Genomic DNA, 18,098 nt, shown 5'->3' with positions numbered 1-18,098 from the left:
ACCCTTCCTTACTCCTTAGGTTCAACCTGTTCCGGACGGGCGGTCCGGATACCCCAGATGATAAAGCCAATCAGGAAGAAGGCGCTGGGGGGCAGCAGCAGCAGACCATTGGGCACGTACCAGCCGCCGTCGGTAACCTTGGCGAGGACCTCCACACCAAACAGGGTACCGGAGCCAAACAGTTCTCGAACAAAGCCGATGGCCAACAACACGGCGGAGTAGCCCAGGCCGTTGCCGATGCCGTCCAGGAAGCTGGGCAGCGGTGGACTCTTCATGGCGTAGGCTTCAGCACGCCCCATCACGATGCAGTTGGTGATGATCAGGCCAACGAATACAGTTAGCTGCTTGGCCACGTCATAGGCGTAGGCTTTGAGCACCTGGTCCACCACGATCACCAGGGAAGCGATAACGGTCATCTGCACGATGATCCGCACGCTGTTGGGGATGTGGTTGCGCATCAGCGAGATGAACAGGTTGGAGAAGGCAGTCACCGCGGTCAGGGCGATCGACATCACCAGGGCGGTCTCCATCTTGGAGGTGATCGCCAGGGCCGAACAGATCCCCAGAACGTTCAGGGCAATGGGGTTATTGGCGAGTACCGGACCGAGGACAATGTCCTTCATTGATTTCTCAGCCATTACAGGACTCCTCCTTGACGGGCATTGGCGATGAAGGGACCGAAGCCCTCGTCGCCCAGCCAGAACATCAGGGTGTTCTGGACGCCGTTACTGGTCAGGGTCGCACCGGAGAGCGCGTCCACATCGTGTTGCTTGTCGGTGGCCATCTTGGCCACGCGGATCTTCAGGTCACCCTGGTTATCAAACAGTTTCTTGCCGACCCACAGCGCCTTCCACTTGGGGTTCTGAACCTCACCACCCAGGCCCGGGGTTTCGCCGCTGTCGGAGAAGTCGTAGTAGACCATCGCCTTGACGGTGTTCATGTCCGGCTCCAGGGCCAGGAAGGCGTACATGGTGGACCACAGGCCGTAGCCGTGCACCGGCAGGATCACGCTGTCCAGCTCACCGGCATCGTTCTTCACCAGATACACCTTGGCCAGGCTGGCGCGGCGCTTGATGGAGGCGATGTCGTTTTGAGGCACCACGGAGGTGGCGGTGTCTCGGGCGGCCTTGCGCTGATCGTAGGCGTCTGCGTCGATACTGCCGTCAAACTGACCGGTAGCCAGATCCACCACCTTGGCTTCGATGTACTGGTCGTACACCGAGGCCACGTCGCCGTTCACCCTGTCCATCAGGTTGGCGGCTTCAAGGATGTATTTCTGGGTATCCTGGGCCTTGTTCTTCTCTTGCAGGGGCTTGAGGGCCACCGCGGCGCTGGATACCACCAGGGAGCAGACCAGACACAGGCCAATCACGACTCCCAGAGTCTTGCCAAAACTGTCGTTACTCTTAGCCATTACGCGCCAGCCTCCGCTTGATGTTAGATTGAACCACGAAGTGGTCGAACAAAGGTGCCCACAGGTTGGCAAACAGGATGGCCAACATCATCCCCTCGGGGAAGGCGGGGTTCACCACGCGGATCAGCACCACCATCGCGCCGATGAGGATGCCGTAGGCCCACTTGCCACGCTCGGTGAAGGAGGCGGAAACCGGGTCGGTCGCCATGAAGAACATGCCGAAGGCGAAGCCACCCAGAACCAGGTGCCAGGTCCAGGGCATGGCCATGATGGGGTTGGTATCGCTGCCGGCCAGGTTCAGCAGGGAGGCCATGGCGATCATGCCCACCATGGTGCCGGCGACGATGCGCCAGGAGGCGATGCGGGCATAGATGATGATCAGGCCGCCGATGGCCAGCGCCAGGGTAGAGGTCTCACCCATGGAGCCGCCGATAAAGCCGTAGAAGGAGTCCCACCAGGCGGGATCGCTGAAGGCGTCGAACCAGCTGTAGTCGGCGAAGCTCTTGGCACCGGAGGCCGCCTGGCTCAGGTAGGTGGCGCCGGTGTAGCCGTCGACCGCGCGCCAGATGGAATCACCGGACATGTTCAGCGGGTAGGCGAAAAACAGGAAGGCACGACCAGCCAGGGCTGGGTTGATGAAGTTACGACCGGTGCCGCCAAACAGCTCCTTGGCCACCACCACACCGAAGGTGATCCCCAGGGCCACCTGCCACAGGGGGATGGTGGCGGGCAGGGTCAAGGCAAACAGCACCGAGGTCACGAAGAAGCCCTCGTTGATCTCGTGCTTGCGTACGCTGGCGAACACCACTTCCCAGAAGCCGCCCACGGCGAAGGTGGTGGCATACACGGGCAGGAAGAAGCAGGCGCCGTAGAGCATCAGGCCGCCGATGCCGGTGGCGGAGGTCAGTTCACCACCCAGCAGCTGGAACAGACCCACCTGCCACATGTCAGGCAGTGCGAAGCCCTCGGTCATCGCCAACTGAGCCTGCAGGCCGACGTTGTACATACCAAAGAACATCGCCGGGAAGGTACACAGCCACACGGTGATCATGATCCGCTTCAGATCGATGTTGTCACGAACGTGGGTCCCCCCCTTGGTGGTCTTACCCGGGGTGTAGAGAATGGTGGCCACCGCCTCGTACAGGGCGTACCACTTCTCATACTTGCCGCCCTTTTCAAACTGCGGCTCGATTTGTTCAATAAAGTTCTTCAGACCCATCAGCCTTCCCTCTCGATGATCTCAAGACAACGACGCAGCTCAACTCCGTAGTCGTACTTGCCGGGGCACACAAAGGTGCACAGCGCCAGATCCTCTTCATCCAGTTCCAACGCACCCAGTTGCTGGGCGTTGTCGGTATCGTTGGAGATCAGGTCGCGCAGCAGGATGGTGGGCAGGATATCCAGTGGCATCACCCGCTCGTAGCTGCCCAGGGGCACCATGGCGCGGTCGGAGCCTCCGGTGGAGGTGGTCATGCTAAACAGCTTGCCTGGGCTCAGGTGCGACAGGAAGGCACGGGTCAGGGAGAACTGGTTGGCACCGGGCTTAAGCCAGCCAAACAGCTCCTTCTCGTCCCCCTCCTCCAGCACGCTCACCTGGTTGTGGAAGCGACCCAGGAAGCCGTGGGCACCGGAAGCGGTGTGGCCACTGAGCACTGAACCGGAGATCACCCGGCTGTGGGTGCTGTTGATTTCGCCCTCGGTCAGTTGGACCAGGCTGGCGCCCATCAGGGTGCGCACCAGGCGCGGCTTGGTGACCCGGGGCCCCGCCAGGGAGATCACTCGGCCGGCATCCAGCTCTCCGCTGGTGAACAGCTTGCCGATGGCGATGATGTCCTGATAGCCGATGTGCCAGACGGTGCGTGACAGACTTGCAGGCAGCAGGTGGTGAATGTGGGTGCCCGCCAGGCCGGCAGGGTGAGGGCCCTTGAACCGGCTCACCTGCAGATGGTCGGATTCTGGCACCTCCAGCCGGGACTCGCCGGTGTTCAGGTAGACCTTGCCGTCGGTCAGCTTACCGACGATGGCCAGCCCCTGACAGAACGCCTCGTACGCCTCCTCAATCACCACCATGGGATCGGCAGCCAGGGGATTGGTGTCGATGGCGGTCACGAAGATACCGGCTGGCTGGCTGTCCAGCGCCGGTGCCTTGCTGAAGGGGCGGGTACGGAAGGCGGTCCACAGGCCGCTGTTGACCAGGTTTTCCTGAACCCGCTCACGGCTGATGGCGGCCAGCTCGTCGCTGGAGTAGGAAGCGAAGCGAACGCTGTCATCGCCTTCAATGTCGATCACCACGGATTGCAGTACCCGCTTGGCGCCCCGGTTAATGGCGCTGACGGTACCGCTGGCGGGTGCGGTGAACTTGACTCCAGGGTTTTTCTTGTCCTCGAACAGTACCTGGCCTCGCTTGACGCGTTCCCCCTCCTTGATCTTCATGGTGGGGCGCATACCGTGGTACTCTTCACCCAGGAGCGCAACCTGAGAGACCTTGGGTCCATCACAGATTGCCTGCTCCGGTCTCCCCTCTATGGGGAGATCCAATCCTTTCTTTATTGTAATCATACTCATTTGCACTGCTGTCTGGGACTTCGCCCCCAAAGCCCGATATCCGGGGCCCAGGAGACCATTCATGTTGACTTCGATAGCAATTCACCAGCCAGACATGAACCGCCGCATAAAAATGACTATTAGTGAGATCCATGTCACGCTGTCTCGGGGCGAATCATACCCCAAACACATCGTTACTGCTACGAAAATAACCATTGAATGGATCGATTGCTGTAATTAATGGCTTTCTATTAACAAAAATCGCTTAAACAGCCGGAAAGGAGGTGAAATCCCTTACTAACCAAGTTCACCTCTCACATATTCCTTGTGATTTCCAGTCCCTCATTTCCAATATTCACAGTGAAATCGTCGGTGGCTTTTTATACCGACCCGAGGCCGACTTGAGTTGGCGCCCCGGTATCCTGTAGAGTCGGGCCACCTTCCTTACATCCATCACACAGGGTTAACAGGTGCAACAGCTGGACAAATATAAAGAGAACGACCTGAGAGAGGTCAAACAACTGGGGCTTTGGGCCTCCATCGCCGGGCTGGGATACATCTTCTGGCTGGTGGGCGGCATGGAGATCGTGGAACGACTGGCCTACTACGGGGTTAAGGCCACCGCCGGCATCTACGCCAGCGATCCCGCCTCCAAGGGGGGGCTGGGGATCACCATGACCGACTACGGCATCATCATGTTCATCTTCGCCCTGACCCAGACCACGGTGCCCATCGTCACCGGCGGCCTCTCCGATCGTCTCGGCTACAAGGAAACCATCGCCCTCTCCACCGTCATCAAGATCGCCGCCTACCTGATCATGGCGTTCTTCCCCAGTTTCCTCGGTTTTACCCTGGGCGCCATGACCCTGGCCTTCGGCACCGGCATCTTCAAGCCGGGAATCCAAGGCACCATGGTGAAGGCGGTGCCGCGAGAGTCCACCACCATGGCTTGGGGCATCTTCTACCAGTTGGTGAACATCGGCGGATTCCTCGGTCCCCTGGTGGCAGTGCAACTGCGTCAGCTCTCCTGGGATCACCTGTTCTTCGCCTGCGCCGCCATCATCTCCCTGAACTTCCTGTTCCTGCTGATGTACACCGAGCCGGACAAGCAGGAGCGTCTGCAGCGCAAGGCGGCGGTAAAAGCGGGTCAGATCAAGCAGCAGGCATTGTGGAAAGACTCCCTCAACGAGATCCGCAAACCACTGGTGTTTGGGTACATGTTTGCCTTCTCCGGCTTCTGGTTCATGTTCAACGCCATGTTTGACGTGCTGCCGGTCCATATCAAGGAGTGGGTGGACACCTCCACCATCGTCACCGACCTGTTCGGCGCCGGCGGCACCCAGAACCCCTTCTGGATCGGCCTGCTGGGGCTGAATCACGAAGGCACCCGGGTGATGCCCGACTTTATGATGAGCGTCAACTCCATCATGATCGCCACCTGCTGCTTCCTGGTGGCGGCCGGTACCGCCCGCTTCCGCATCATGAGCTCGATGCTGGCCGGTGCCCTGTTCTGCACCGGCGCCATGCTGGTGGTGGGCTTCACCCCGGGCGCCTGGTTTATGATCGTGGCCATCGTGGTGTTCAGCCTGGGGGAGATGCTGCTCAGCCCCAAGAAGGGCGAATTTATGGGCAACATCGCCCCGGCGGACAAGAAGGCGATGTATCTGGGCTTCGTGATGCTGCCCCAGGGGATCGGCTGGACCCTTGAGGGCTTTATCGCCCCCTGGCTGTACGACATCTTCGCCTCCAAGGACCGCATATCCCGGGACTACCTGGCGGAGCTGGGCATGGCCGCCGACACCATCAAGGGGATCCCCCAGGGTGAGGCGTTCGACCGGCTGGTGGCCTTTGCCAACACCACCCCGGAGCTGATGACCCAGACCCTGTACCAGGCCAACGACATCGGCATGGCCTGGTACATCATCGCCACCGTGGGCGCCATCTCTGCGGTGGGTATCTACATCTACGCCAAGCTGGTGTTCCGCCTGCAAAGGGCCAGTGCCGCAGCGGCTTAATCACTGCATCGTGACTCGAAAAAGGGGAGCCATTCGGCTCCCCTTTTCGTCGGTACTCTAGATGGTCGCTATAGCTTGGCCAACTGCTCGGCGCTGAGGGTCAGTTCATCGTTCCTGTTGACGCCGATGCCCCGCTTGAGGATATCTTCGGCAATCGCCTTGGCCTGATCCAACGAGTGCATCTCACAGGTGCCGCACTGGTACTCGTTGAGCTCGGGGATCTGCGCCTGGCTCTCCACCGCCAGCACATCCTGCATACTCGCCCGCCAGGCTTCGGCCACCTGCTGCTCCGAGGGAGAGCCGATCAGGCTCATGTAGAAGCCGGTGCGACAGCCCATGGGCGAGATGTCGATGATCTCCTGCTCCCCCTGGTTGAGATGATCCCGCATGAAGCCGGCAAACAGGTGCTCCAGGGTATGAATTCCCCGCTCTGAGAGGATCTCCACGTTAGGGAGGCAGAACCTCAGGTCAAACACCGTAATGGAGTCCCCCTTGGGAGTGGCCATGGTTTTGGCCACCCGCACCGCCGGTGCTTCCATCCGGGTATGGTCAACGATAAAGCTGTCGAGCAATGGCATGAGCATACTTCCTTCTATACGTCTATACGGCTAAACCATACCCCCTGAATCCGCCAAGATCAATCCCGGTAGAGGGAGTCCCTGGCCTCATTGTAGGCCTCCTCACTGACCTTGTGGTAACGGCGCACGCCCCGGTAGAAGGTCATGTAACTGTCGTAGACCCGCTTCATCTGCGGATCGGTGGCCGCCTGTTCGGTGATCACCTGCTCGGCGGTGTTGCGCAAGGCATCGAGCACCTCATCGGGAAACTTACGCAGCTTGATGCCATGATCATTCACCAGGGCGTCCAGGGCCTCGATATTGCGCATGGTGTACTCATCCAGCATATCCTGGTTCACCCCCTCGGCGGCGTTAGTCAAGATCGCCTGAAGATCCGAAGGCAGGGCGTCGAACGCCTGCTGATTGATAAGGAACTCCAGGTTGGTGCCCGGCTCATGCCAGCCGGGGTAGTAGTAGTAGGACGCGGCCTTATGCAGGCCGAAGGCCAGGTCGTTATAGGGCCCGACCCACTCGGTGGCATCGATGGCGCCGGTCTGCAGGGCGGTGAACAGCTCCCGACCGGGCAGGGTCACCGGCACACCACCGAGGCGGGAGATCACCTCCCCCCCCAATCCGGGCAGACGCATCTTCAGCCCCTTGAAGTCCTCCAGAGAGCGGATCTCCTTGTTGAACCATCCTCCCATCTGCACCCCGGTATTGCCGCCAGGCAGGGGCTTGATGCCAAAGGGGGCGTACAGCTCACTCCACAGCGCCAGCCCACCGCCATAGCGAAGCCAGCTGTTCATCTCCTGGGCGTTCATGCCGAAGGGGATGGTGGTAAAAAACTGGGCGGCCGGCACCTTGCCTTTCCAGTAGTAGGCGGCGCTGTGGCCCATCTCGGCGGTGCCTTGGCTGACGGCATCGAACACCTCGAAGGCGGGCACCAGGTCCCCGGCACCGTAGACGGTGATGGTCAGCCGGCCGCCGGACATCTGGTTTACCCGCTCGGCAAACCGCTCCGGGGCCATGCCAAGCCCGGGAAAGTTCTTGGGCCAGGAGGTCACCAGCTTCCACTGGTAGTACTGCTGGGGGGCCTGGGCCTGGATATCGCTGTTCTGTTGCTGGCCACAGGCAACCAGCGACAGAAGCAGGACCACTAACGCGACTAGACGCATATCTTTCCTCCCGGATGGACGCCCCTGATCGGGCATAGCCATAGATGTTTATGTTTAATTATTAACCATATATCTGAGACGGCAACCAAGTTGCCAGAGATGGCCACAGGGCAAGCAGCGTCATCATCAGCAACTGAAGCATAATAAAGGGCCACACCCCCCGGTAGAGAGTGAGGCTGTCCAGCCCCGACGGCGCCACCCCCCTCAGGTAGAACAGGGCAAACCCGAACGGCGGGGTCAGAAACGAGGTCTGCAGGTTCAGGGCCAGCATGATCCCCAGCCAGACCGGATCCACCCCCATCAGCAACAGCGTGGGCGCCACCAGGGGCACCACCACGAAGGTGATCTCGATGAAGTCCAGGATGAACCCCAGCAGAAACACCAGAAGCATCACCAGTAGGGTGGCGCCGATCACCCCGCCCGGCAGTGAGGAGAGCAACCCATGGATCAGCGGCTCGCCCCCAAGACCACGAAACACCAGGGAGAACAGGGAGGCCCCCACCAGGATCATAAACACCATGGCGGTGATCCGGACGGTCTCCATCAACGACGTTTGCAGGGTCTCCAGGTTCAGAGAGCGACGGGCAGCGGCCAGAACCAGGGCGCCACCGGCCCCTACGGCCGCGGCCTCGGTAGGAGTGGCCAGACCCAGAAGAATCGACCCCAGCACCAGGACGATCAACAGCAGCGGCGGCACCAGGGCCATCAGCAACTGCCGGATCAGCGCGCCCTCGGGGTTGACGGCATCGGTCAGCCGGTCAAACCGTTGCGGGTGACGACGGGCCAGCCACAGGGTATAGAGGATGTACAGGCTCACCAGCATCAGGCCAGGGATCAGGGCTCCGGCGAACAGATCCCCCACCGACACCGTCCTGGGAGTGAAGATCCCCGACTTCAACTGGGCCTGCTGAAACGCCGATGACAGCACGTCCCCCAGCAGCACCAGGGCGATGGAGGGGGGAATGATCTGCCCCAGGGTACCGGTGGCACAGATGGCTCCGGCACTGAAGGCGGGGTCGTATCCCCTCTTGAGCATGGCCGGCAGGGAGATCAGCCCCATGGTGACCACCGTGGCCCCGACGATGCCGGTACTGGCCGCCAGCAGGGTCCCCACCAGCATCACCGAGATCGCCAGCCCCGCCCGCACCCGGCCAAACAGCTGTCCCATGGCATCCAGCAACTGCTCCGCCAGCCGGGAGCGCTCCAGGATCACCCCCATCAGCACGAACAGAGGCACCGCCAGCAGGGTCTGGTTATTGAGGATGCCGTACAGCCGATTGGGCAGAGCGGTGACGAACGCCCAGTCAAACAGCCCGGCGGCAGATCCGAGCAGGGCAAACCACAACGCCGTCCCCGCCAGGGCGAAGGCAACCGGAACCCCGGTCATCAAGACCAGGCAGACAGAGGCGAACAGCAGCAGGGCGATCATGGCCCCTCCCCAAGACACATCAGGTTGCGCAGCAACTCGGCCACGCCCTGCAACCCCAGGGTCAAGCAGAGCAGCAGCAGCAGGCTTTTCTGCAGGTACACCAGGGGCAGACCGCCGGCCTCGGCGGAACCCTCCATCCCTCCCCAGGAGGCCAGCACATAGTCCCAGCTCAGATAGGCAATAAGGCCTACGGATGGCAGGACAAACAGGGCCAGGGCGATCACATTGACCCCGGCCTGCCGTCGCGGACTCATCTCACGGTAGAAGATGTCGACCCTGACGTGGCCGTCACGCTTGAGGGTAAAGGCCGCCCCCAGGGCAAAGGCGCTCCCGTGAAGGTAGAGGACCGACTCCTGCAGGGCGATGGAGCCCAGTGCCAGCCCATAACGCAGCAGCACCACGGTCATGGCACACAGCAGCATCAGCAGGGTCAGCCAGCCACAGAGCCGGCCCAGGGCCTCACACAGGCGGTCATTCAGTTCGACAAAGGCTTGCACCGAGACTCCGTTATCCTGTTGCCCACCCACGGTGGTCTTTACATTTTGATAACAGATTCGGTGGAGAAAAGCGAACCTCTCGGAGGGCCGAGGGGGGAAACAGAAACGCCGCCAGATGGCGGCGTCCCGGGATCAGCTCAGGGAGCCGGTGCAGCCGGGCGTCCGCGGCGCCTGGGTCCGCTCCCGCCACTCTGCCGGGGTATAGGTGTGCAGGGCCAGGGCGTGCAGCCCGGCATCAAACTCCGCCTGCAGCAATTCATTGACGCTACGGTGGCGGGCAAGCAACCGTTTCCCTTCAAACTGCTCGCTGACCACCACCAGCTTGAAGTGGGTCTCGGCATCCTTGGGGGTGCGGTGCATATGGCTTTCGTTGATCACTTCCAGGTGGCTGGGAGCGAGGGCCTGGCTCACCTTGGTTTCGATGGCCTGTTGAATCGACATCGCTGGACTCCTTGCTGTGTTGAGGCTCCCTTATACCGCCGAGCCCGTGGGAACTCAACCCCTGGACCAGTAGCCCGGGGTAATGCGTCGGAAGGTCAAACTGATGCGCTCACCGTGGACTGCGGCACGGGCGGGAAGCTGATGCTTGCATCGACGCTGGGCTTCGGGCAGCAGTTGCAGCAGACTGCCATGAGGCATGACAAACTCCTGCTGCTGGCCCTCGCCACACCGCAGCTGGAGGGGCCTGGCCGCCCCGAGGGAGAGAATGGCCACCTGGGGCTCGGCCCCCATCTCGGGCTCGTTGTCACTGTGCCAGCCCATCTTGTCCCCGCCATCCCGGTAGCGGTTGGCCAGGACGGTGTTGTAGCGGACGCCGCAATGCTGCGAGACCGACAACATCAGGGCATCGAGCCAGGGAGAAAGAGGCTCGGGGTCCAGCAGGGTGCCGGAGTAGCGGTACTGGCACCCCGGCTCGCCCAGCCAGCACTGCTGTCTGGGGATCAGGTGCTCCTTGCCGAACACCCTGACCCTGGGTTGCTGCCAGTGCAGATTCCGGCAGCGGCCAAGCAGCTGGTCCGCCTGCTCCTCAGAGAGGAAGTGACTCCAGTAGCGGGCCAGTTCCACGCCGCCCTTGTGCAACCGCTGGGGCAGCAGGTAATCATCCAGAGTCATCATTGGCAGCGGTTCAGCGGGCCAGGGCCAGGCGGACGGGCGCCCGGCGGCCGCACAGGGCCCCGGCACCTGGAAGCTCGGTGGCCATCACATCGGAAAGGGGCCTCAGGGTCGCTCCCAGCAGGCCATAGAGCAGTGCCCCCTGGCCACCACCGGCGCCCGTGCCGGGCTCGGCCTTCACCTCGACACCGGTTCGGTGGCGGATCAGGTCGGCGAAGTGGGACAGGTGGGCGTCCAGTTGCAGCATGGTCTCTTCACAGGCCCCACGCTGGAAACCGTAGAGCCGGGCCGCGCCCCGGGGGCCGCACAGGGGATTGAGGTTGAGGCAGGCCACCTCAAGGGTCACCTCGGCCAGGCGCCCATCCAGGCCGGCCGGTTCAATGGATGTCAGCCCGGCCAGGCCGGCCCCACCCTGGGCGGCTGCCTCGCCGAAGATGTTGTCCAGTCGGGCACCCAGCGCCTGGGCCAGTCCCAGGCCGCCGTCGATGGCGGCACTGGCCCCCAGACCGATGATGATCCGGCTGGCTCCGGCATCCAGTGCGGCCAGAATCAGCTCCCCGGAGCCGCGACTGGTGGTCTCCATCGGACGCCGCGGATCGCTGCCCAGCAACCTGACGCCGTTGGCCTCATCGGTATCGATGACCGCCGTAGTGCCATCTCCCAGCAGGCCAAACCGCGCCTGGCGGGGACGCCCCAGGGGACCGGCTACCGTGCAGCCTTGATAGCGGCCACCTGTAGCAGCCACAAGGGCAAGGATCCCACCCTCCGCGACTTCGGCCAGGGGCGAGTGCTTTTGCTCGGTGCACAGCGACAGGGGGGGGCGTCGTTGGTCGATGGCATCCTTAACCTCCTCGTTGAGGCTCACCTTGAGGTGGGAGTCTTGGGTAGTGGCAACATTCATCGATTCGGTCCTCTTCACCAGGCGCAGGAGATCACAGAGAGCCACAACCTCGGTTACACCTGGATCACAGTCGTTCAACAAAGATACTATGACACAGCGGCGACGCCGCTTCTTTGGACGATTGACCGAATCTGAAACGAAAAACTCTCGGATTTCTTGTGCGAACGCACAAAAAACAGGGTCTCGAGGGGAAACTGACCCGGGTTACCGGGTCATTGGCTGAGCAGCGCCAGGTAGAGGCGGGTGCGATCCGCCAGACGATTCAGATCCAACCCGGTCAGGGTGCTGATCTTATCCAGCCGGTATCTCAGGGTGTTGCGGTGGATATGCAGGGCATCGCAGGTACGCCCCTGGTCGCAGTCCAGTTCAAAATAGCGGGTGAGGGTGCGCAGCAGCGCGCCGTTGCCATCGGCACCGATCAGCTGCTCCAGCGGCTGAAGCAGTTGCTTGCGGCGCCAGGGGTCCGACTGCAGCCCGCCGACCAGGACGGGCAATACGTTATCCTGGTAGAACAGAACTTCGCCTATACTGCCCGGGGCATCCAGGGTCGCCTTGGCGGTGTCGTAGGATTGGGCCAGTCCCCTAAGCCCCGGAAAGTACTCGCCCAGGGCAATGCGGATATCGAAGGCGGCCTCGCCGCGGATGCGGTTCAGCAGCTTGTCCACCCGGCGTCGCTCCCGCTCCAGCGACCAGCCGTCATCGGTAAGCTGTACCGGTTTGAGCACCACCACCTCGTTGTCGGTCACCGAGGAGATGGCCACCAGGTTGTTTCGTTCCGGGTACTCCAGCAGTTGCACCAATCGCTGAAGATGCTGATGAGAGGGGGTATCCCTATCCTTGGAAAACACCTTGATGATGGCGGCAATGCGCGGCTGGGTCAGATCCAGCTCCAGACGGTGGGCCAGGGACAGCAACTGGGACTCGTTGAGATCGGCGCCATGGATCAAGCTAAGCACCAACTCGTCCCGGTGGCGTTTGCTCCACTGGATCTGGTCCATCAGGGCGGCCTGCTCCACCACCATCTCGGCGGTCATCTTCACCAGTTCGCCGTAGCTGCGCACCTGCTCCGGTTTGCCGGAGATCCCCACCACCCCGATGGGCTTGCCCTGGAACAGGATGGGCAGGTTGATCCCCGGCAGCACTCCCTTGAGCCGGGCGGCCATGGCATCGTCGATCTCCAACACCCGGTTGTCGCCCATGGCCAGGATCGACCCTTCATGCTTCTGATTGAGGCGCTTGGGATCCCCGGAGCCGATGATCCAGCCGTGCTCATCCATCACCACCACGGAGAACTGGATAATTTTCATGGAGCGTTCAACGATCTGCCGGGCTATGGATTCGGTCAGTCTCATCATTTGGCCAAGTGCATAAATCCTGGGGGCAGTGTGCCACGAGGCGGGCGTGTCGGCAATCTCGGCGAAGCCAACGGCGGTTTGGCCCCATGCCCATCTTCTGCGACAATAGCGCCATCTTTAGCTTTGTCTCCTTACCATGTCTGAAATCCTGACCCTGGAGTCCCTCGACCTGCGGCTCCGACGTTTCCCCGAAACCCAGCAGAGTGAGCTGATCGCCTGGGATGCCGCCGACGAACTGCTGATGCTTAACGCCCTGCCCGAAGTGAGGGGCCGGCTGCTGATCATCAACGATCACTTCGGTGCTTTGGGGTGCGCCGCCGCCAGGCTCAATCCCATCTGGGTGAACGACTCGTTTGTGGCCCACCAGGCGCTGAAGCAGAACCTGGATCTCAACGCCCTGCCCCGGCCGGCACACTGCCTGGCGGACCTGGACCAGCTCACCGAACCGGTGGACCAGGTGTGGATCAAGCTGCCACGCAACCTGCGCTACCTGGAACATCTGCTGGACTGGCTCAATGGCCACCTGCCCCAGGGGACCCCGGTGGTGATCGCCGCCCGCCTCAAGGAGATGCCCTCCACCCTCAAGGCGCTCACCGAGCACTATCTGGATGAGATCCAGCCCTCGCGCATCCGCAAGAAGGCCAGGCTGCTCAGCGGTGTCACCAGCAACCGCCGGGCCAGTGAGCCGCTGGTGCTGACCTGGCAGGCGCCGGCCACCGAGTTCCTGCTGGAGAATCATCCCAATACCTTTGCCGGGCAGAAGCTGGACGTGGCCGCCCACCTGATGCTGACCCACATCCCCCATGGGCACCGGCGCATCATCGATCTCGGCTGTGGCAACGGCATCCTCGCCCTGGCTGCGGCCAAGGCCAATCCGGATGCCCATATCCTGGCGGTGGATGAGTCCTGGCATGGGGTAACCAGTTGCCGGGCCAACCTGGCCAGAGTCCTGCCGGCGGAGCGGTTCGAGGTTCACTGGGACGACTGCCTCACCGAAGTGGCGCCGGCCAGCGCCGACCTGGTGTTGTGCAATCCGCCCTTCCATCAGCAGCAGGCGGTCACCGACCACATCGCCTGGCAGATGTTCCGCGATGCCAAGCGCGCCCTGGCCAAGGGGGGCAGGCTGAGGGTGATCGGCAACCGCCACCTGGGTTATCACATCAAGCTTAACCGTCTGTTTGGCAAGGTGGAGACCGTGGCAGCCAATGCCAAATTTGTTATCCTCGATGCCATCAAATGATCTCTGGCCAAGGAGAAAGCCATCCATGAAACCCCTGCTGCCCCTGTTGGGCGCCCTGCTGCTGGCAGGCTGCGCCTCCGCCCCCAACACCCTGATCCTCGCCCCCTCTGCGCCCATGGTGCAGGCGGGCAGCCAGCAGGGCGCACTGGCCCTGACCAGCGTCGACCACCGGCCGGAGCAGTTCCTGGTGGAGGTGCGCAAGGATGACGGTGCCGCCGAGCTGCTCAGTCCGGCCGAGCCCCCACGCCAGCTGCTGGAGCAGGGCATCCGCGACGGCCTGTCCAGGCTCGGTTATCGCATCGATCCCGCGGCCACGGTCACCCTCTCCCTCTCGCTGGATAAGCTGGTGATGAAGATAGACCAGGGCACCTTCGGCCATGACGCCAGCACCAGCCTGATCGCCACGGTGATCGTCGACAACCGCGGCCGCACCCTGACCAAGGAGTACCGGGTACGCAGCAGCTTCTCCGGCCCGCTGAAACCCGAGATGGCCCGCATCGAACGGGAGATGAACGATCGCCTGAGCCAGCTGATGAGTGACATCGTCAACGACCCGGAACTGCACACCCACCTCAACCTGGAGTAAGCAAGGATGCGCACCCTCACCGCCCTGCTGTTTTCACTGATGCTGGCCCCCGCCTGGGCCATGGACATCCAGAGCGATAACCTGTTCCCCCGGGTGAAGATGGAGACCAGCCTCGGCACCCTCATTGTCGAGCTGGACCGCACCCGCGCCCCACTCTCCGTGGACAACTTCCTGCGCTATGTGGTCAAGGGCGCCTACGACAACACCAGCTTTCACCGGGTGGTGGCCGAGTTCGTGGTCCAGGGGGGCGGCTACACCGCCTCCGGTGATCCCATCGACGAGGGGGAGACGCTGTTCAACGAGTCCGGCAACGGCCTCTCCAACCAGTACGGCACCATCGCCATGGCCAGGGAGAAGGCGCCCCACACCGCCACCAACCAGTTCTACTTCAACCTCGCCGACAACAGCCGGCTGGATCCGTCGCGGCGCCGCTGGGGCTACGCGGTGTTCGGCATGGTCACCGAGGGCCTGGAGGTGTTGGATGCCATGGGGCAGGTGCCGGTCGAATACGATCCGGACATGGGCGCCGACAGCAAACCGGTGAAACCTCTGCTGCTGATCAAGGCCACGCTGATGCTGGAACAGTAACCCTTGATCGATCGCCTCAAGGCGCGTTTCGGCGCCTTCTCCGTCTACCTGCACCGCCGGGTGCTGCTGCTGCTGGCCCTGGGGTTCTCCTCCGGCCTGCCGCTGATGCTGGTGTTCGGCTCCCTCTCCTTCTGGCTGCGAGAGGCGGGCATCGACCGCACCACCATCGGCTTCCTCAGTTGGGTGGCCATGGCCTACAGCATCAAGTTCCTGTGGGCCCCCCTGGTGGACCGGTTGCCGCTTCCGCTGCTGACCCGAGCCCTGGGGCGGCGCCGCGGCTGGATGCTGCTGGCGCAGCTGGGGCTGATCGCCGGCCTGGGGGGCATGGCCAGTTCCGATCCCGATACCAGCCTCACCGCCCTGGTGGGCTTTGCCCTGATGGTGGCATTTTGCTCCGCCACCCAGGACATCGTGGTGGACGCCTTTCGCATCGAAAGTGCCCCGGAGGAGATGCAAGGCGCCCTGGCCGCCGCCTACCAGGCCGGTTACCGGCTGGGGATGATGCTGGCCACCGCCGGTGCCCTGGCCATCGCCGCCTGGGCCGGCGGCGACAGTGGCTACAACCCGGTCGGCTGGCAAACCGCCTACCTGTGCATGGCCGCCGCCATGACCGTCGGGGTGGTGGCCACCCTGCTGGCCAGGGAGCCTCGGCTGAACGGCGAGCGCCTGGCCCTGGAGTCCCTGCCCACCCTGGCACGGCTGCGACACCTGCCCGCCCCCCTGCAGACGCTGCTGATGTGGGGCTACACCGCCATCCTCTGCCCCTTCAAGGAGTTCTTCGATCGTTTCGGCACGCGGGCACTGCTGATCCTGGCGCTGATCGCCAGCTATCGCATCGCCGATGTGGTGATGGGGGTGATGGCCAATGTGTTCTACGTAGACATGGGCTTCAGCAAGGGGGAGATCGCCACCATCACCAAGGTGTACGGGGTGATCATGACCATGGTGGGCGCCGCCGCCGGCGGGGTGCTGATCGCCCGCTACGGCACCATGAGGATCCTCTTCGCCGGCGCCGCCTCCGTGGCCCTGACCAACCTGCTGTTTGCCCTGCAGGCCAGCGTCGGCCACGACACCACCCTGCTGACCCTGGTGATCGCCGCCGACAGCTTCAGCGCCGGGGTGGCCACCGCCGCCTTCATCACCTACCTCTCCAGCCTGACCAATGTGGCCTTCTCCGCCACCCAGTACGCCCTGCTCTCCTCGATGATGCTGCTGCTGCCCAAGTTCCTGGCGGGCTTCTCCGGCGCCCTGGTGGACGCCGTCGGCTATGAAACCTTCTTCCTGATCTGCTGCCTCTCCGGACTGCCGGTGCTAGCACTGATAGCGGTGGCTCGGCGCTGATGCAGTCGATATTTGAACTATGTGGAGTTAGGCGCTCCCGGTGATCCCCTCTTCCGTGAGTCGCGAAGAATCCTCGACTTCCCTACTGTTTCTTCTCATTCTCAGCCAGCCATCGCCGCAACAGAGAGGCAAGCTGTTGACGTTCATCACTACTCAGTGGCGACAATAACCGATCTTCATTGGCAACATGATCGGTAAACGCCTTGTCGATCAGTGCCTTACCTTCTGGTGTAAGCGATACCACACAACTGCGCCTATCGCTGTCGCTGCTGGTTCGAGTAACAAAGCCCTTCTGCACTAACTTCTCCAAGCGCGTACTCATGGCGCCAGAAGAGAGCATCAGGGTCCGGTATAGCTCGGTAGGAGTCATGGGGCCGCAGGAGCGCCGAATGGAAGCGAGAATGTCAAACTCAATAGAGTCAATATTATGATTTTTAAATACTTTAATTAAATCAAGCTCCATCAGTCGACAGCAGCGACTGATGCGACCCACAACACCAATGGGTGAACAATCCAGGTCGGCTCGCTCCTTTTTCCATTGTTCAAGCAACCTGTCAACATGATCTGAAGGCATCGTTTTCTCCCAGCCAATTTAGTTTACAGAAAAGATACTTGATCGAATGGTAGATATCCACTAATCTCCAGACCACAAACCTTTTATGAAAGATACTTTTACAAATGGCAAAATATGGAGCCAAGGATGTACACCTCCCTAAAAAACCTGTTACTGACGGCCCTTGCCCCTATCATTTGGGGCAGCACCTACATCATCACCAGTGAAGTACTTCCCGATAACATGCCGCTCACCGCAGCCGCAGCACGCGCCCTGCCCGCAGGAATCCTGTTGTTGGCCCTGTTTGGCAAGCTGCCCTCAGGAGGTTGGTGGACACGACTCATGTTGCTAGGTGTGCTCAATATTGGTGGCTTCTTCTACTTTCTGTTTCTCACAGCCTATCTCCTCCCTGGAGGCATAGCCGCACTGGTGATGTCCTGCCAGCCACTCATTGTTATGGCGTTGGGAACCCAGCTACTGGGCACCACCTATGATAGAAATCAACTTCTTGCCACGGTGATAGGTATGGTGGGAATCACTTTGCTGTTGATTCACTCGACCATTGAACTGAATACACTAGGGGTATTGGCAGGGCTGACCGGTACCAGTGTGATGGCCTTGGGTGTTGTTCTCACCAAAAAGTGGGGACGACCCGATGGCATGGTGAATAGCCCCCACTTCCATAGACACCCCAAAGCCTTACAATAAGGCTCCCATTTGGAGGTGTTATGTCCAGCCAGCGTTACCCAGAAGAGTTCAAGAAAGAAGCCGTCAAACAGGTCACGGATCG

The 18,098-nt window shown here is 61.7% G+C and carries 19 protein-coding genes; 6 read left to right on the top strand and 13 right to left on the bottom strand.

Annotated elements, in window-relative coordinates:
• Positions 1 to 8 precede the first annotated feature (8 nt).
• From FCL40_RS05975 to FCL40_RS05960, 4 genes are read right to left on the bottom strand one after another with little or no spacing between them, the layout of a single operon-like run.
• The gene (locus tag FCL40_RS05975; protein WP_136852256.1) at positions 9 to 638 is read right to left on the bottom strand and encodes an NADH:ubiquinone reductase (Na(+)-transporting) subunit D; all 630 of its coding nucleotides are present in this window, start codon (positions 636 to 638) and stop codon (positions 9 to 11) included.
• Complete coding sequence (locus tag FCL40_RS05970; RefSeq protein WP_136852255.1) at positions 638 to 1,414, bottom strand: Na(+)-translocating NADH-quinone reductase subunit C; 777 nt, start codon at positions 1,412 to 1,414, stop codon at positions 638 to 640. Before FCL40_RS05970 ends, FCL40_RS05975 begins: the two co-directional genes overlap by 1 nt.
• Positions 1,407 to 2,633: an NADH:ubiquinone reductase (Na(+)-transporting) subunit B gene (locus FCL40_RS05965; protein WP_136852254.1), complete on the bottom strand. Its 1,227-nt coding sequence runs from the start codon at positions 2,631 to 2,633 to the stop codon at positions 1,407 to 1,409. The genes FCL40_RS05970 and FCL40_RS05965 overlap by 8 nt, the downstream gene beginning before the upstream one ends.
• The gene (locus tag FCL40_RS05960; RefSeq protein WP_136852555.1) at positions 2,633 to 3,973 is read right to left on the bottom strand and encodes a Na(+)-translocating NADH-quinone reductase subunit A; all 1,341 of its coding nucleotides are present in this window, start codon (positions 3,971 to 3,973) and stop codon (positions 2,633 to 2,635) included. Before FCL40_RS05960 ends, FCL40_RS05965 begins: the two co-directional genes overlap by 1 nt.
• A 455-nt stretch (positions 3,974 to 4,428) precedes the next feature.
• On the opposite strand from FCL40_RS05960, the gene FCL40_RS05955 reads away from it, so the two are divergent.
• Positions 4,429 to 5,973 carry an MFS transporter gene (locus FCL40_RS05955; protein ID WP_229360283.1) on the top strand — a complete coding sequence of 515 codons (1,545 nt, stop codon included), beginning with the start codon at positions 4,429 to 4,431 and terminating at the stop codon, positions 5,971 to 5,973.
• A gap of 68 nt (positions 5,974 to 6,041) precedes the next feature.
• Here FCL40_RS05955 and luxS read toward each other — a convergent pair whose 3' ends face one another.
• The 8 genes from luxS to FCL40_RS05915 all read right to left on the bottom strand — a co-directional run bounded on the left by luxS (position 6,042) and on the right by FCL40_RS05915 (position 12,997).
• The gene (gene luxS, locus FCL40_RS05950) at positions 6,042 to 6,551 is read right to left on the bottom strand and encodes an S-ribosylhomocysteine lyase (protein ID WP_136852253.1); all 510 of its coding nucleotides are present in this window, start codon (positions 6,549 to 6,551) and stop codon (positions 6,042 to 6,044) included.
• A 59-nt stretch (positions 6,552 to 6,610) separates the two neighbouring features.
• On the bottom strand, positions 6,611 to 7,741 hold the full coding sequence (locus tag FCL40_RS05945; protein ID WP_407644141.1) for a TRAP transporter substrate-binding protein: 1,131 nt from the start codon (positions 7,739 to 7,741) through the stop codon (positions 6,611 to 6,613).
• 25 nt (positions 7,742 to 7,766) lie between these two features.
• Positions 7,767 to 9,134, bottom strand: a complete 1,368-nt coding sequence (locus FCL40_RS05940; RefSeq protein ID WP_136852251.1) for a TRAP transporter large permease — start codon at positions 9,132 to 9,134, stop codon at positions 7,767 to 7,769.
• Positions 9,131 to 9,631, bottom strand: a complete 501-nt coding sequence (locus FCL40_RS05935) for a TRAP transporter small permease subunit (protein ID WP_229360282.1) — start codon at positions 9,629 to 9,631, stop codon at positions 9,131 to 9,133. The genes FCL40_RS05940 and FCL40_RS05935 overlap by 4 nt, the downstream gene beginning before the upstream one ends.
• Positions 9,632 to 9,763: 132 nt before the next feature.
• Complete coding sequence (locus FCL40_RS05930) at positions 9,764 to 10,072, bottom strand: BolA family protein (RefSeq protein ID WP_136852250.1); 309 nt, start codon at positions 10,070 to 10,072, stop codon at positions 9,764 to 9,766.
• Positions 10,073 to 10,126: 54 nt separating this feature from the next.
• On the bottom strand, positions 10,127 to 10,747 hold the full coding sequence (locus FCL40_RS05925) for an alpha-ketoglutarate-dependent dioxygenase AlkB family protein (RefSeq protein ID WP_136852249.1): 621 nt from the start codon (positions 10,745 to 10,747) through the stop codon (positions 10,127 to 10,129).
• A gap of 10 nt (positions 10,748 to 10,757) precedes the next feature.
• Positions 10,758 to 11,645 carry a glycerate kinase gene (locus tag FCL40_RS05920; protein ID WP_136852248.1) on the bottom strand — a complete coding sequence of 296 codons (888 nt, stop codon included), beginning with the start codon at positions 11,643 to 11,645 and terminating at the stop codon, positions 10,758 to 10,760.
• Positions 11,646 to 11,857: 212 nt separating this feature from the next.
• Positions 11,858 to 12,997: a sugar diacid recognition domain-containing protein gene (locus tag FCL40_RS05915; RefSeq protein ID WP_136852552.1), complete on the bottom strand. Its 1,140-nt coding sequence runs from the start codon at positions 12,995 to 12,997 to the stop codon at positions 11,858 to 11,860.
• Positions 12,998 to 13,136: 139 nt separating this feature from the next.
• Between FCL40_RS05915 and FCL40_RS05910 the strand changes: the two genes are divergently transcribed.
• From FCL40_RS05910 to FCL40_RS05895, 4 genes are read left to right on the top strand one after another with little or no spacing between them, the layout of a single operon-like run.
• Positions 13,137 to 14,240, top strand: a complete 1,104-nt coding sequence (locus tag FCL40_RS05910; RefSeq protein ID WP_136852247.1) for a methyltransferase — start codon at positions 13,137 to 13,139, stop codon at positions 14,238 to 14,240.
• Positions 14,241 to 14,265: 25 nt separating this feature from the next.
• Complete coding sequence (locus tag FCL40_RS05905; RefSeq protein ID WP_169307020.1) at positions 14,266 to 14,826, top strand: YajG family lipoprotein; 561 nt, start codon at positions 14,266 to 14,268, stop codon at positions 14,824 to 14,826.
• A 6-nt stretch (positions 14,827 to 14,832) separates the two neighbouring features.
• Complete coding sequence (locus FCL40_RS05900) at positions 14,833 to 15,414, top strand: peptidylprolyl isomerase (RefSeq protein ID WP_136852245.1); 582 nt, start codon at positions 14,833 to 14,835, stop codon at positions 15,412 to 15,414.
• A 3-nt stretch (positions 15,415 to 15,417) separates the two neighbouring features.
• Positions 15,418 to 16,755, top strand: a complete 1,338-nt coding sequence (locus tag FCL40_RS05895; protein WP_205729100.1) for an AmpG family muropeptide MFS transporter — start codon at positions 15,418 to 15,420, stop codon at positions 16,753 to 16,755.
• Positions 16,756 to 16,837: 82 nt separating this feature from the next.
• Here the strand turns inward: FCL40_RS05895 and FCL40_RS05890 are convergent, their stop codons facing one another.
• Positions 16,838 to 17,329, bottom strand: a complete 492-nt coding sequence (locus FCL40_RS05890; protein WP_136852244.1) for a MarR family winged helix-turn-helix transcriptional regulator — start codon at positions 17,327 to 17,329, stop codon at positions 16,838 to 16,840.
• Positions 17,330 to 17,455: 126 nt separating this feature from the next.
• Between FCL40_RS05890 and FCL40_RS05885 the strand changes: the two genes are divergently transcribed.
• A complete protein-coding gene (locus tag FCL40_RS05885) occupies positions 17,456 to 18,016 on the top strand; it encodes a DMT family transporter (protein WP_136852243.1) in 561 nt (186 codons plus the stop codon).
• Positions 18,017 to 18,098 lie beyond the last annotated feature (82 nt).

This window comes from Ferrimonas sediminicola (assembly GCF_005116715.1).
GTDB classification, from domain to species: Bacteria; Pseudomonadota; Gammaproteobacteria; order Enterobacterales; family Shewanellaceae; genus Ferrimonas; species Ferrimonas sediminicola.
Note: the sequence above shows the minus strand (reverse complement) of the source record. Positions and strands in the feature narration are given on the sequence as shown.